Genomic DNA, 13,472 nt, shown 5'->3' with positions numbered 1-13,472 from the left:
GATATCCGTCAGAAGCGAAGCGATAGCTGGAACAGCAGCATGTTCCAGCGGCGACTGGTTTCCGAAGGGTCGGGATTGTCCTGGATCGGCAGCCAGCCGGTGCCATCCACGTAGTGGTACTCCGCCGCGAGCATGACGTGTGGATTGACGGTCCACTGCAGCCCCAGGGTGTAGTCCTCCGCGAACTGGCTGTGGGCCGGGCCGGCACCGCTGGCTTCAAAGGCGGAACCCGAGCGGTCATCCCGGTTGCTGGTCAGACTGTCGTAGCGGATCAGCCACTGCCAATTGTCATGGAAGCGGCGGGTGTACTGCAGGTACCAGCTTTCCCCGGTCACGTTCTGATTGAGGAAGGGGTTGGTGAAGCCGTCCAGTACTGAGGTGCGCAGGGCGTACTCTGCGGTCAGGCTCCAGAGCTCTTCGTTGTACTGAAGGGAGAGGATCCAGGGACGGAAGCTGAAGGTGCCATCGCTTTCCAAGGGCGTGTCGGACTCGAAGCGCGCACGGGCATGGGCGGCACTCAGGGCCGCCACTACCCTTCCCCCGTCATGCTCGTAGCGTATCTGGCCGATGCCCGAGATTCGGGGCTCCAGGGAGCCCGGTGTATTCTCCAACCGCATCGTGCGTCTCAGGTCGTCACCCGCCTGTGTCATGCCAACCCCGAGCTGGGTTCTCAGGGCGCCGCTCTTCAGGTGTTCCTCATGGTAGAGCGACAGACCGTCGGCGGCGAGGCCGAGTGAGCGGGTACGGTCGAAGTAAATCGACTGTGGCAACAGGATGCTGGGACGGGTAAAGGCCACGTCTCGGGTCTGGTTGTAGAAACCGAAGGGGTTCTTGAAACGCCCCAGTTGCATGCCCAGGGAACGCATCGGACCGGAGACCATCTGATAGTCGACGACCCCATGGTCGAGTATCGGACGTGCATCCCGGCCGTCGCCGCCGGCCCGGCGGCTCAGTACCTGGGCGGCGATCAGCACGTCCTTGTGGGGGCGCAGGGAGGCATTGGCGCCGATCTCGGTGTACTTCAGGCTGCCGCCATCGCTGCTGCTGGACCCGAAGAAATCATTGTGATCGGTGATCACCAATGCCTGGCTGAGAAAGCCGTGCAGCTGCAGGGTGTCCAGCATGTTGCTATCCGCCGCGGCCGGGGCGACGCCGCCCAGCAGCAGAGCAGCCAGCGCCAGGCCGGCCCGGTGCTCACTCCATTGAAACGACTTGGACACGGTCATCCAGGTACTCCCTTTCCAGATAGCCCAGGGCGCCGGGTGTGCTGGCGATACGCTCGTGCATTTCGGCCTGGGAGAAGACTCGCGTGGGGGCCTGGCCGGTGCCGGAGAATACCATACGGTCCCAGGCCAGCTGCAGCTGGTGCGGATAGACGGCCAGGCGCTCCTTGGCGAAGCGGCCATGCACTGGGCTGTCGTTGCTCAGCACGAAGACGCGTACCGCCTGGCCATCCGGCCAGGTGCGCTGCCGCATGGCGAAGATGGCACGGGTGGTGTCACGGGTCAGGCGGACGGTTCGAACATCGGGGTGAGCCACCAGCAGTACCGGGCTCTCGTCGGCAGCCGCCAAGGAGAGCCCTGCTGGCGCTAGCAGGGCCACCAGCAGGGCCGCCAGCAGGCCACGCCTCAGCCATGCCACCGGCAGACCTCGTGGTGTCTGGACAGGCGGTGGGGTGTCACCGCTGGGGGCAACAAGATGGAGGACAGCATCGGCGTATCAGTTCCCCGTAGATGATTCGCTTCAGCCGCGGGCGCCGTCTTGTGCGGGGCTCCGGGCGCGGGCCTTCTCTCCTGCATACCGCGTGGCTGTCTGGTTATGGTGTTGGCAGCCATCTCGTTCGTCTGTGCGACTGTGCCGTTAAGGCGAATTGACTATACGCTACATCATTGGAAGGCAATGTAAAGCAGGGGCATCAACGCCGGGAAAACCCCGGCGTCGATCACCGCCGGGGTTTGGCACGGCTTTTTACGCTAGATCAGTTGAAGACGGCAAAGCTGTCGGCGTTGAGCCACAGGTGGGTGGCCACACTGGCGATGTAGCCCAGTGCGATGACCGGGGCCCAGCGCAGGTGGCCCATGAAGGTGTAGTTGCCGCGGGCCTGGCCCATCAGTGCCACGCCGGCGGCGGAGCCGATGGAGAGCAGGCTGCCGCCGACGCCGGCGGTCAGGGTGATCAGTAGCCAGTGGCCGTGGGACATCTCCGGCTGCATGGTCAGCACCGCGAACATCACCGGGATGTTGTCCACAACTGCCGAGATCAGGCCGAGGGCGATATTGGCCCAGGTGGCGCCCCAGCCAGTGTAGAGCGCCTCGGAGAGCAGCCCCAGGTAGCCCATGAAGCCGAGCCCGCCGACGCACATCACCACACCGTAGAAGAACAGCAGGGTGTCCCATTCGGCGCGGGCCACGCGGTTGAAGACATCGAAGGGCACCACGCTGCCCAGCTGGGCCAGCTTCTTGTCGTCGCCGCGCTGGCTATAGCGGGTGCGCTTCTTCTCCAGTGAGCGCGGCAGGGTGCGGCGCAGGTAGTAGCCGAAGAACTGCAGGTAGCCAAGGCCTGTCATCATGCCCAGCACAGGCGGCAGGTTCAGCAGGGTGTGACAGGCAACGGCGGTGGCCACGGTGAGCAGGAACAGCGCGATGATCCGTAGCGCTCCGCGCTTCAGCCATACGTCCTCCTGCACGCTGTCGGGCTTGCGGTTCTTGATGAAGGCGCTCATGACCACGGCGGGGATCAGGAAATTGACCAGCGAGGGCACCAGCAGCTCGAAGAACTCATAGAACTGCACCATGCCCGCCTGCCATACCATCAGGGTGGTGATGTCGCCGAAGGGGCTGAAGGCGCCACCGGCGTTGGCGGCCACCACGATGTTGACGCAGCAGAGGTTGATGAAGCGCTTGTCACCCTCGGCGACCTTGGTCACCACGGCGCACATCAGCAGCGCGGTGGTCAGGTTGTCGGCGATGGGCGAGATAAGAAAGGCCAGCACGCCGGTTATCCAGAACAGCTGGCGGTAGCTGAAGCCCTTTCGCACCATCCAGGAGCGCAGTGCGTCGAAGACGCGCCGCTCTTCCATGGCGTTGATATAGGTCATCGCCACCAGCAGGAAGAGCATCAGCTCGGTGAACTCGAGCAGGGTCTCGCGAAAGGCGTGCTCGGCCTCGTTCGGCATGCCCGACTGGACATAGACCCAGCCGATCAGCGCCCAGATGATGCCGGCGGCGACCAGCACCGGCTTGGACTTGCGCATGTGCAGCTTCTCCTCGCCCATGACGAGGGCATAGGCGAGGACGAAGATACTCACGGCCAGCACGCCGACCAGGGAGCCGGTCATGTCCAGCGTGCCGGTCACCGCATGGGCGGCGGGGCTGAACACCAGGGTGAGAATGGCGAACACGAGAAAACTCGACCACCGGGCAGGGCGCCGGGGCCGTGGGGCGATTCTTTCGATTGTCGGCATGGTTGCAGTGTCCCGAGGAGGGGTTGCGGGGAGGGTGGAGAAGCGCGCTGATTCTAGCATGCGATGGTGCAGTGCAGTGCGGCCAGGGACCCCGCCATGGAGGCGTTTTGCATGCTTTTTTTGCATGCTAACGACTTTCTTCAGGACCTTGGTTCATACAGCGGCCAATAGGGCCCGAATGGCGTTGGATCAGCGTGGAGTCAGGGCCTCCTGGAACCCCTCCGGTGTAGTCTCCTTCAGGGGAGCATCCTCGCCTCGATCCTCGCCCTCGAACCAGCGGCGCGGCTGCCAGAAGCGAAGCGTTCGCTCGCCATCCTGCAGCGCGACGCCAACGGCCAGTCGCCCCAGCCTGGCGTAGAGCTGGCCGTCCAGGCGCTCCTCGCGAAACGCGAGATCGGCCAGCAGGGCCAGCGGGCCGCCCTCCAGCCGGGCCTCGTCCAGGTAGATGCCGTCGGCCGCCATGGTCAGCCGCGCCTCGCCGTGGATGTCGCGCACGGTCAGCAGTCGCCCCAGCCAGTCGCGCTCCCGGGCGCCGGCCAGGAACAGCCGCGCCAGCAGGCCGCTGTCGCGCATGGCGAGCCCCAGGCGGGCCTCCACCTCCAGCGGCTCTGCCCAGGTGAGCCGGCCCTCCTCTAGGGACAACCGCGCCCACCAGCCGGCCTCGCCCTGGCCATCGGCATCCCGGCGGGTGACATTGTCCAGGCGCAGCAGCGAGCCGGAGGCATCGAAGCGCCGATCGGCCAGGTCGCCCTCGCGCAGGCGTGCCTCCAGGCGCAGGTCGCCCGCCAGCCGTTGGCTGGCCAGTCGCAGCTCGCTGCCGAACGCCTGCAGCACCAGGTCGCCGCGGGCGCCCAGGCCCTCCATCGCAAGCGAAGCCTCCAGGCTGGCGCGCCCGCCAAGCAGTTCGAGTCCGGCGCTCTCCGGCAGGTAGGCGTTGTAGAGGGCCAGGTCGGGCACCTCGACGATGGGCAGCGCCACCCGGGTGGTGAAGGACGCGACGTCGATCTGCTCCGGGTCTGTGGAAAAATGCGGCGTGGCGGTCTCCAGGGTCAGGTGGCGCCCGGCCAGCCAGGTGCGCTCCTGCCCTGTCTCCCCGTGTCCCCCTGCCTCGCGGCGCAGGGCGAAGCGCGACAGCGAGAGCGTGAGGCGGGCGCCGGGGCCTTCACCCTCGAGGCGCGCGTTGAGCTCGCCGCGCCCCACCGCCCGGTAGTCGAGAAAGCCTACCGCGAGGTCCTCGGCATCCACCCGCAGATGACTCGGCGCCAGCAGCTGCTCGCCCCGCAGGCGCAGCTCGGCCTCGAACCGGCCGCTGCCGCGCAGGGTGAGCCCTTGCTCCCGGGGCAGGAAGGCGTCCAGGAACCCCAGGCGGTCGACCATGCCCTCCATTACCAGCCGGCCCTGGCGCGCGGTGGGTTCATTCAGGCGGGTGAAACGTGCCTCCCGGGCCACCAGGACACTGCCGAGCCGCTGCTCGGCGTCGGCGTTACCGGCCGCTGCGGAGAGCGTCAGGCGGCTGCCGGAGAGGTCGAGCTCGCTGCCGTCCAGGGCGGCCTCGCTCAGCGCCAGCTCGAGGGTCATCTCACCCGAGACCGCCTCGCCCAACAACTGGCCGCTGATCTGGCGGCCTGCGAGCCAGATATCACCGCTGATGCGCTCCTCCTCGAGTGTCAGGCGGCCCCGGCTGCTGGCCCGACCGCCGCCCAGTGCGAAGGGGGCGCCCTCGGGCAGGTAGGGCGCCAGCACCGCCACGTTCGCCAGGCTGGCGCCCTCCCAGGCGAGCATGGCTCGCTGGGGCAGCGGCGTCTCGCCCGCCTCCGGCGGACGGCCCTCGGCCTCCAGGGTCAGGCGGGCGCCCTCCAGCAGGCGTGCACCGTCGCTGTGGCGGGTGACCCCGGCCTCCTCCAGGCGGGCGTCCAGCCGCAGCGGCAGGACGTCGTTGTCGCGCCACTCGGCCTGGAAGCTGCCGCTGCCCTCGGCGCGGGCGTGGGGCAGGCTCACCCCGAGCGCATCGCTGGCCACCGTCAGACGGCTGCCGGCATCGATCCGGCCATCCATCAGACGCGCCCTGGCGCTCAGCTTGCCACCCCCGCTCAAGCCGATGCCACGGCCTTCGAACAGCCCCGCCAGGTAGGGGTCCAGGAACCCCAGCCGGTCCAGGCGCCCGGAGAGAGCCAGTTCGCCGTCCAGGGGTGGTTCCGGATGATCGCACAGTGTGTCCAGCGGCACCCGGGAGGTCAGCCGGGCGGCCTCCAGGGTCAGATCCAGAGCCAGGGCATCGGCGCTCTCGTCGCCGGTGACGTCGAGCCGCAGGCGAGTGCCGGAGAGATCCAGTTCGCGGGCCTCGGGGTCGAGCCGGGCCAGCATCAGGTCGAGGCGCAGGTCGCCGTTGAGCGGCTGCTCCTGAAGGGTCAGGGCGACCCGTTCGCCGGCCAGGGTGAAGGCGCCGGTGAGCTCTCCCGCCCGGTAGTTCAGCCGGCCGTCCAGGGCGGCGCGCCCGCCGTTCAGGGTCAGTGGGGTGCGCTCGGGCAGGAAGCGAGCCAGTGCGCGAACATCCGGCAGCGTGGCCGCCTGCCAACTAAGTGTGGCGCTATCGGGCGGTGCCGGCGCGGCGGCGAGATCCGTCGGCAGCGACGCCGTGAGATCGAAGCGTTGTCCCGTCAGCAGCGGTGTCGGCTCCTCGCCCTGGTGCATGGCCAGATTCTCCAGGGTCACCGTCAGCCGGCCGGCCGGCGCATCGCCGGGCGCCGGGTCTTCATCGCTGACGCTTGCCGCTACGCGGCCGGCACCCCGCAGGCGATAGGTCTCGCCGGGCACCACCCAGGCCGGCGTGTCGTCGGCATCGCCGCTGCCTGCCAGCAGGGCGGTCTCATCCAGGGTGACGCCAAGGTCGGGGGAGTCGAGCACCAGCCGACTACCCGGCGCGAGTACGCCCTGGTCCAGCGCCAGTGTGCCCTCGAGGCTGCCGCGGCCGGCCAGGCCCAGCCAGCCCAGCTCCGCCAGGTAGGGGGTGAAGAGGTCCCAGGCGTCGGCGCGGGCCGCCAGGCTGAGTTCGCCGGAGAGAAACCGCAGCGCCGCCTGGCCGGGATGGTCCGCGGGATCGAAGGGCTCCGCGCTCAGGTCGGCGGCCAGGGTAATGTCCTCGGCCAACCGCATCCCGTCGCGGGTGAGGGTGGCCTTTTGCAGCGCCAGGGTGAGTCGCCCCACGCCCAGTGTGTCCCGGGCGAGGTCGATGTCCGACAGCGCCAGCCGGCCTTCGCCGCTCAGCCGATGACGGTCGATCTCCAGGCGCCTCAGGCCGCTGGCTTCGAGCTCGCGAATCGCCAGGCGCCGGGTCAGCAGGGCGGGCAGGGAGAGCGCCAGGCGGGCGGCGTCCACCTCCAGGGTGAGCGGCAGCGAGGCATCTTCACGCTCGATGATCAGGGATTCCACCGCCAGGCTGCTCCAGCCGGGGCGTGAGCCCTCCCAGCGGATCGACAGCCCCTCCTGGCTTGCGAACCTAGCCTGCAGCCAGGCGCTGTCCAGCAGGGCGGGCAGGGCCAGGACCGTACCGCCCAGGACCAGCGCGACGAGGCCAGCCGCCCAGCCCAGCCATCGCCACGGCCTGCTCCCCGGCGTCCTCTTTTCCTGCCTCTTGCCGTCGCTTTGATTGCCCATTGGCCCATGGTAGCGCCTAACGAGGCTTCGTTGGCGAGGGTTTTATGGCATCATCTGCGCTCCGGCAGCCGCCGGCAGGATCTGGATCGCCAACGACGCAGGGCAGGCACAGCACGCATGTTTCTCGATGAATTTAATTCGCCGGCAGGAGAGCGCGTCTGCATCTCCGCCGAGCAGGCCAGTCGTTTCGCCAAGGGAATCGCCGGCGACTACAACCCCATCCATAACCCGGATGCGCGTCGCTTCTGCGTGCCGGGCGACCTGCTGTTCGCCCTGGTGCTGGCACGCTTCGGGCTCTCGCAGCGGATGGATTTTCGCTTCCTGAACATGGTGGGCGGCGGCACGCCACTGTGCTTCCAGGAGGGTGAGGATGGGCTGATCCGCGTCTGCGACGATAACGGCAAGTGCTACCTCGAAGTCGAGCGCAGCGGCGAGACGACCCGCGATGAGGCCGTGGTGGAGGCCTTCACCCGCTGCTACGTGGCCTTCTCCGGCAAGAACTTCCCCCATTACCTCAAGCCGCTGATGGAGGAGAAGGGGGTGATGTTCAATCCTCGCCGCCCGCTGGTGATCTACGACAGCATGGGCTTTGCGCTCGACCGACTCGATGGCCTGGTGCCGGAGCTGGCACTGGACCGCTCCTCCCTGGAAGTGAACGGCAAGCGCGGCGACTGCCTGCTGGAGTTTCGCATCCAGTCCGCTGGCGCGTCCGTTGGCTCCGGCTCCAAGAAGCTGGTGGTCAGCGGCCTGTGCGACTATGACTCGACTGCCATGGACGAGATTGTCACCGACTTCTATCGCCTCAAGGCCGCCTACGAAGCCTGAGACCAGCGCACCCTCTGCCGGGTGGGCCGGATTCAACAGATAGAGTTAGACCACCACGGTGACCGGGCAGGGCGCCAGATCGATGACCCGGTGGCTGACGCTGCCGAGCAGCGACTCCCGCCACTTGCCCAGCCCGCGCCTGCCCATGACGATCATCGGTCGCTCGGACAGGTGGTGGCGGGCGCGGGAAACGATCGCCTCGGCGAAGCGCTCCTCATGGAGCAGCACCTCTTCCACGCCCTTCGGGATCTCGCCCAGTGCCTCTCGGCCCAGACGGAAGACTCGCTCGGCCTGACTCTCCTCGTCATCTTCCACGCCGTTGGCCTGGCCGCCGGGCTGGCAGAACACCAGTTCCACCGGCACCTCGGCACTGCGCGCCAGCGCGCCGGCCAACCCCGCCGCCTGGTTGGCGTGGGCCGAGCCATCCACCGGGAGCAGCACCCGACCGATGCCCGAGGCCTCCAGCATACTGGCATCGTCGTGAACGATGGTCACCGGACAGCGAGCGCGGTGTACCACCTCGTTGCTGACGCTGCCCTGCAGGAACTTGCCCACCTCGCTCAGGTGGCGCGCGCCGAGCACCAGCAGGCAGTCGGGCTGGCTGTGGACATGGGCGATGATGGCCCGCTCCGGGTGACGGATGAAGGTGCTGTCCTCCAGTACCACCTCGCTTGGGGCCGGCGTCAGCTCAGGGTCGATCGCCTGGCGGGCCTTGGCGAAGGCCGCCTCGGCGATCTCGAGGCGCACCGCCCGGTCATGGTCGGCCTCGGCCTGACGGTTGGCGGGAATATCGCAAAGCTCTGCCGCGTTGAGCGGCATCACGTGAAGCAGCTGTAGCGGAGCGTCCAGCAGCTTCGCCAGCAGGCTGGCGTGGCGGGCCGCGGCGGCGGCTGTCGGTGAACCGTCCACCGGGACGATGATCCGTGAGACCTGCTCACTCATCGACACATTCTCCCTTGATGACTGTCGTTGCCCCTGAGGGGCGAGGCTGGGACTAGATTAGCAGCCTCTACCGGCCGGCGTCGCCTCCCCTCGGGTCGCCTACTCTGCACCATTTCGCTGATTGGTATCAGCAACGATGGCGTTGGCGGCGAGCGTTGGGCAGCGTCGGCCGGCATGCCGTAAAGTGCCTGTCAGGAGGCGCGAGAGCCGCAAGCCTGTCACGCAAGGATGACCGGACCATGATACGCACGCTGATAGTGGACGCCGAGGGCCAGGCCATGACCGGAGGGGAGGAACTGATCGCCCGCTGGCGCGAGATGCCGGACAGCCGCCTGTGGATCGATATGCAGGGCGAGTCCATGGCCCGCGAACGAGAGATGCTTGAGGCCTTCGACTGCCACCCCATGGCCATCGATGACGCCCACCGCGAGCGCCACCCACCGAAGATCGAAGAGTTCGAGGGCCACACCCTGATCCTCTACCGCGGCATCTCCTCCTTCGACGCCGACCTTAACTACACACCCCAGCAGATGGCGCTGTTTCTCGGTGAGCGCTTCCTGCTCACCCTGCACCCTGGCCGGGCGCAGAGCATCGATCGGCTGCTCGCCCAGGAGGGAGCCGCCCTGCTGCAGCGCTCCACGGAGCATGTCGCGCTGAAGGTCATGTACCACTCCGCCGGCTACTATCTGGATAGCCTGCTGGAGTTCGAGAATGCGCTGAGCGACCTGGAAGACGCGCTGATGCTGAACGGCAGAGACGCGCTGATGCGCCAGGTCATCGGCTACCGCTCGCGCCTGGTGAAGATGCGCCGCGTGTTCAACTACCATGTCGGCATCACCCAGGAACTCACCGCCTACGACTACTCCCATCTTCCGCGGGGGAATCAGGATACCCTGCACGCCATCAACGACGTCCACGAACGCTTCGACCGACTGCTGACCCTGACCCAGATGTATTACGACATCTGCGGTGACCTGGTGGACGGTCATATCTCGCTCTCCTCCCATCAGCTCAACATCACCATGCGCATTCTCACGGTGATCACCGCCGTCTTCGTGCCGCTGACCTTTATCGCCGGCATTTACGGCATGAACTTCGTGCACATGCCCGAACTCGAGCACCGCTATGGCTATTTCGTGGTGCTGGGCCTGATGATGAGCATCGGCGTGGGGCTGGTCTGGCTGTTCCGGCGCAAGGGGTGGTTCTAGCCGCCCTCGACATGAGCATGACCGATAGCCATCGGGACTACCTCAACGACGGAGTGTCTTCGCCGTGGCCTCGGGCGAGGCGCGTTGACGCAGGGTGCTTGGCCATCGGCGAGCCAGGTCCTAGTCTCGGGAGACCCCCTTTCGAGCCCCGACCATGCACCCACTGCGCGAGCGACTGCACAACGAGCTGCACGCCCGACCCTCGATCCATTTCTGCGAGCCGGCGCATCTCCACCACTACGCCTTCATCGACGGCGACGGGGCCTGCGAGTCGATCCTCGCCCGACTGGGCGAGCTGACCGGCCGGCCTCCCGATCCCGAGGCGGTGCAGGAGATCCTCGACCTGGATGGCCGCGTCCTCAAGTGGGAGCGCCATACCGAGTTCCTGACCCTCTCCCTGCTGGTGCCGCGCCGCGGCGAGGGAGCGCTCTGGCCGGCACCACCCGAGCCACTGGCCTCGCTGATCGAGTCCCACCAGGCGGCGCTGATCAGTGCCACCCTGCTGCTGGTGGAGTCGGCCCACCGCTGGGCCGGCGACGCCAAACGCTATGGCTTCCTGGACCCCGCCGGCTCGCGGGTCGGTGACGGCGACGCCACCGTCTGGAGTGACTTTCGCCTCACCCCGGAGGGCGTCAACCGCCTGCTGCTGGTCAACCAGGGGCTCGACGACTTCCGCCTGGGGCGCATGACCCGGCGGCTGCTGGAGATCGAGACCTACCGCATGATGGCTTCGCTGGCGCTGCCGCTGGCCAAGGAGCTGGGCATCGAGCTGCATCACCATGAGCGCGAGCTCGGCGAGCTCTCCGACCGCAATGCCGAGCGGCAGCAGGAGAGCTCGCGTCCGCTGCTGGCGTCGATCTCGGCGCTTTCCGCACGGCTCGAGCGCTCCGGCGCCCGCTCCCGGCTGCGCTTCAGCGCCACCGAAGCCTATGCGCGCATCGTCTACAGTCGCATCGAGGAGCTGCGCGAGACTCGGGTCGGCGACAGCCCTCGCCTGGGCACCTTCATCCTGCGCCGCTTTCGGCCCACGGTGCACTTCTGTGCGGCGATCCACCAGCGCCAGCAGGGCCTGGCCGAGAGCGTGGCGCGGCTCAACGACCTGCTGCGGACCCGGGCCCAGGTGGAGATCGAGGAGCAGAACGCCGAGATGCTCAGAAGCCTCAACGAGCGCACCAGCAGTCAGCTCAAGATCCAGAAAGCGGTGGAGGGGCTGTCGATCATCGTGATCAGCTACTACCTGTTCAGCCTCTTCAAGCTGGGGCTGCAGAGCCTCGGGGCCCTGGGCGTGGCCATCGTGCCGGCGGTGGCCGCCGCCATCATCGGCCCGCTGGGCCTCGGCATCCTCGCCGTGCTGGCCTGGCGTATCTGGCGGGTCAAGAACCACTGACGGCGGGTGGCTCTCGACCCCGGCAGGGGCAGGAGGTTGGCACTATGCTGGGAACAGGCCCCTCGGGCCCGAGTGTTCACCTTTACTCATTCGGGAGGTGACCATGCGACTACGCGATGCGGTGCGGGCCGATGCCCGGGACCTGGCCTACCTGATCAATCTGGCAGGGGAGGGGCTGCCCGAGTATCTCTGGGGACTGATGGCCGAAGGCGGCGAATCCCCCCTTGAGGTCGGCATGCAGCGCGCCGCCCGACAGGAGGGCGGCTTCAGCTACCGCCACGCCAGGGTGTGCATCGACCGGGGGCGGCTGGTGGGGATGATCCTCGCCTATCGACTGCCGGATTCCGGCGCCCTCGAGGACCTGGACGACTGCCCCGCCATGGTCGAGCCGCTCATGCGCCTCGAGGCCAGGGTCCCGGGCAGCTGGTATATCAACGCCATCGCGACCCTGCCTGAGGCGCGCCGCAAGGGTATCGGACGCCTGCTGATGGCCCAGGCCGAGGCCTCGGCGATCGCCGCCGGCTGCGACGCAATGAGCCTGATCGTTGCCTCGGAGAACGCCACTGCTCTGACGTTCTACGGTCACCTGGGCTTCCACGAGGTGGCGACGTTGCCGCTGGTACCCTGGCCTGGCTGCCCGCATGGCGGCGACTGGGTGCTGATGGCCCGTCGCCTTGAGGGCGGCTAGGAGCCTTCAGGCCGGCATGTGTTCTCCTTGGCAGGCGGCAAAGGGCGCGATAGTGCCATCGTTTCAGCCCTGGTGATTCCTTCCTCCTCCCTGCGCCCTCGTCATCGGCCGGCAGCCTGCCCGATCCCGGACGGGTGGCCTGTGCCGCCGGCTGAACTCCTCCCAGCCACGGGAGGCACCGAGCAGCGATTGTCTGCGATGATGGGCATGACAAGCCGCCTCCAACACTGCCCAGTGTGTCTGGCCCGCCGCTTTCGTCAGGAGGATGCATGCAGGAACCGCGACACACCCGGCCCGAGCCGGCGCCCCGGGACCGCTACCCCGATGCGCTGCGTGCCCTGGCGGTGCTGTTGGTGGTCGCCATGCTCATCGACCTGATGCGGGTCCAGCCTCAGCCCTGAGTCTCGGGCAGGGCGTCGAGCCGCGTCCAGATCATCTCGCGTTGGGCCGCGTCCATCCGCGACCAGCGGCCGATCTCGTCCAGGCTGCGATGGCAGCCCAGGCAGGTGTTGCCTTCCAGCCGACACACCTGGATGCACGGGGAATCGGGGCGCTTCAGGTGGCGCGGCTCCTGCTTGCTCACTCTGTCACCTTCCCGCGCAGCGCCTTGGTCTTGCCCTTGCGGGTCTTGGCGTCCACCCGCTTGCGCTTGGCGGAGCGGGTCGGCCTGGTAGGCTTGCGCGCCCGGCGCTGCTTGACCGCCTCGCGGATCAGCTCGCGCAGCCGCGCGAGGGCGTCCTCGCGGTTCTGCTCCTGGGTGCGGAAACGCTGGGCCTTGATGATCACCACGCCATCCTGGGTGATGCGCTGGTCGCCCAGCGCCAGCAGCCGCTCCTTGTAGAAGGGCGGCAGGCTGGAGCGGTTGATGTCGAAACGCAGGTGGATGGCGGAGGCCACCTTGTTGACGTTCTGGCCACCGGCACCCTGGGCGCGGATCGCGTTGAGTTCGATCTCCCAGTCGGCCAATTCCACGGAGTTGGAGATGCGCAGCATGGGGCTCCTCGTGGGTTACGGTCAGCGTTGGCGTTGGGGCCGCAGCGGCTCGAGCAGCTCGCCCAGCCCGTTGTGGTCGATCTCGTGCATCAGCGCCAGCAGCGCGCCGAGCCTCCCGGCCGGGAAGCCTTCCCGGGCGAACCAGGCCAGGTAGGGCCCGGGCAGGTCGGCAATGACCCGGCCGGCGTACTTGCCGTAGGGCATCCGCATCGTGACCAGTGTCTTCAGGTCCTCGGGATTCATTCACCTACCTCCATGCCATTCTCCCACCTTCGTCATGCGTCCCACCGGCGCTGGGGCACTACTCTAGGG

General features: G+C 67.7%; 13 protein-coding genes. 5 read left to right on the top strand and 8 right to left on the bottom strand.

Annotated features, from left to right (window positions below):
• Positions 1–8 precede the first annotated feature (8 nt).
• The 4 genes from ACM26W_RS16330 to ACM26W_RS16315 all read right to left on the bottom strand — a co-directional run bounded on the left by ACM26W_RS16330 (position 9) and on the right by ACM26W_RS16315 (position 7,117).
• On the bottom strand, positions 9–1,226 hold the full coding sequence (locus tag ACM26W_RS16330; RefSeq protein WP_416138032.1) for a hypothetical protein: 1,218 nt from the start codon (positions 1,224–1,226) through the stop codon (positions 9–11).
• Positions 1,195–1,641 (bottom strand): hypothetical protein, encoded by a 447-nt coding sequence (locus ACM26W_RS16325; RefSeq protein ID WP_416138031.1) that lies wholly within the window; start codon positions 1,639–1,641, stop codon positions 1,195–1,197. Before ACM26W_RS16325 ends, ACM26W_RS16330 begins: the two co-directional genes overlap by 32 nt.
• 337 nt (positions 1,642–1,978) lie before the next feature.
• Complete coding sequence (gene nhaD, locus ACM26W_RS16320) at positions 1,979–3,463, bottom strand: sodium:proton antiporter NhaD (RefSeq protein ID WP_416138030.1); 1,485 nt, start codon at positions 3,461–3,463, stop codon at positions 1,979–1,981.
• Positions 3,464–3,652: 189 nt separating this feature from the next.
• On the bottom strand, positions 3,653–7,117 hold the full coding sequence (locus tag ACM26W_RS16315) for a hypothetical protein (protein ID WP_416138029.1): 3,465 nt from the start codon (positions 7,115–7,117) through the stop codon (positions 3,653–3,655).
• 117 nt (positions 7,118–7,234) lie between these two features.
• On the opposite strand from ACM26W_RS16315, the gene ACM26W_RS16310 reads away from it, so the two are divergent.
• A complete protein-coding gene (locus ACM26W_RS16310) occupies positions 7,235–7,942 on the top strand; it encodes a DUF3581 family protein (protein WP_416138028.1) in 708 nt (235 codons plus the stop codon).
• A 45-nt stretch (positions 7,943–7,987) separates the two neighbouring features.
• Here ACM26W_RS16310 and ACM26W_RS16305 read toward each other — a convergent pair whose 3' ends face one another.
• Positions 7,988–8,884 (bottom strand): universal stress protein, encoded by an 897-nt coding sequence (locus ACM26W_RS16305; protein WP_416138027.1) that lies wholly within the window; start codon positions 8,882–8,884, stop codon positions 7,988–7,990.
• A gap of 239 nt (positions 8,885–9,123) precedes the next feature.
• On the opposite strand from ACM26W_RS16305, the gene ACM26W_RS16300 reads away from it, so the two are divergent.
• The 4 genes from ACM26W_RS16300 to ACM26W_RS16285 all read left to right on the top strand — a co-directional run bounded on the left by ACM26W_RS16300 (position 9,124) and on the right by ACM26W_RS16285 (position 12,568).
• Entirely contained in the window at positions 9,124–10,092 is a 969-nt protein-coding gene (locus ACM26W_RS16300) for a magnesium transporter CorA family protein (RefSeq protein WP_416138026.1), read from the top strand.
• A gap of 154 nt (positions 10,093–10,246) precedes the next feature.
• Positions 10,247–11,479, top strand: a complete 1,233-nt coding sequence (locus tag ACM26W_RS16295) for a DUF3422 domain-containing protein (protein ID WP_416138025.1) — start codon at positions 10,247–10,249, stop codon at positions 11,477–11,479.
• A gap of 103 nt (positions 11,480–11,582) precedes the next feature.
• Entirely contained in the window at positions 11,583–12,167 is a 585-nt protein-coding gene (locus ACM26W_RS16290; RefSeq protein ID WP_416138024.1) for a GNAT family N-acetyltransferase, read from the top strand.
• 269 nt (positions 12,168–12,436) lie between these two features.
• On the top strand, positions 12,437–12,568 hold the full coding sequence (locus tag ACM26W_RS16285) for a hypothetical protein (RefSeq protein ID WP_416138023.1): 132 nt from the start codon (positions 12,437–12,439) through the stop codon (positions 12,566–12,568).
• On the opposite strand, the gene ACM26W_RS16280 is transcribed toward ACM26W_RS16285, so the two are convergent.
• The 3 genes from ACM26W_RS16280 to ACM26W_RS16270 are packed head-to-tail and all read right to left on the bottom strand — an operon-like array spanning position 12,559 to position 13,403.
• Positions 12,559–12,750, bottom strand: coding sequence for a DUF1289 domain-containing protein (locus ACM26W_RS16280; protein ID WP_416138022.1), 192 nt, complete (start codon positions 12,748–12,750; stop codon positions 12,559–12,561). The genes ACM26W_RS16285 and ACM26W_RS16280 overlap by 10 nt on opposite strands.
• On the bottom strand, positions 12,747–13,160 hold the full coding sequence (gene arfB, locus ACM26W_RS16275) for an alternative ribosome rescue aminoacyl-tRNA hydrolase ArfB (protein WP_416138021.1): 414 nt from the start codon (positions 13,158–13,160) through the stop codon (positions 12,747–12,749). The genes ACM26W_RS16280 and arfB overlap by 4 nt, the downstream gene beginning before the upstream one ends.
• Positions 13,161–13,181: 21 nt before the next feature.
• Positions 13,182–13,403 (bottom strand): DUF3820 family protein, encoded by a 222-nt coding sequence (locus ACM26W_RS16270; protein WP_416138020.1) that lies wholly within the window; start codon positions 13,401–13,403, stop codon positions 13,182–13,184.
• Between the last annotated feature and the right edge of the window lie 69 nt (positions 13,404–13,472).

The sequence above is a fragment of the Halomonas sp. HK25 genome, from assembly GCF_047795635.1.
GTDB lineage: Bacteria > Pseudomonadota > Gammaproteobacteria > Pseudomonadales > Halomonadaceae > Halomonas.
This window is presented reverse-complemented; position numbering and strand designations above follow the sequence as displayed.

Coding starts and splice junctions, on each gene's coding strand:
- ACM26W_RS16285 (WP_416138023.1), top strand. CDS start 12,437: ATGCAGGAACCGCGACACACCCGGCCCGAGCCGGCGCCCCGGGACCGC.
- ACM26W_RS16330 (WP_416138032.1), bottom strand. CDS start 1,226: ATGACCGTGTCCAAGTCGTTTCAATGGAGTGAGCACCGGGCCGGCCTG.
- ACM26W_RS16300 (WP_416138026.1), top strand. CDS start 9,124: ATGATACGCACGCTGATAGTGGACGCCGAGGGCCAGGCCATGACCGGA.
- ACM26W_RS16315 (WP_416138029.1), bottom strand. CDS start 7,117: ATGGGCAATCAAAGCGACGGCAAGAGGCAGGAAAAGAGGACGCCGGGG.
- ACM26W_RS16290 (WP_416138024.1), top strand. CDS start 11,583: ATGCGACTACGCGATGCGGTGCGGGCCGATGCCCGGGACCTGGCCTAC.
- arfB (WP_416138021.1), bottom strand. CDS start 13,160: ATGCTGCGCATCTCCAACTCCGTGGAATTGGCCGACTGGGAGATCGAA.
- ACM26W_RS16310 (WP_416138028.1), top strand. CDS start 7,235: ATGTTTCTCGATGAATTTAATTCGCCGGCAGGAGAGCGCGTCTGCATC.
- nhaD (WP_416138030.1), bottom strand. CDS start 3,463: ATGCCGACAATCGAAAGAATCGCCCCACGGCCCCGGCGCCCTGCCCGG.
- ACM26W_RS16270 (WP_416138020.1), bottom strand. CDS start 13,403: ATGAATCCCGAGGACCTGAAGACACTGGTCACGATGCGGATGCCCTAC.
- ACM26W_RS16305 (WP_416138027.1), bottom strand. CDS start 8,884: ATGAGTGAGCAGGTCTCACGGATCATCGTCCCGGTGGACGGTTCACCG.
- ACM26W_RS16295 (WP_416138025.1), top strand. CDS start 10,247: ATGCACCCACTGCGCGAGCGACTGCACAACGAGCTGCACGCCCGACCC.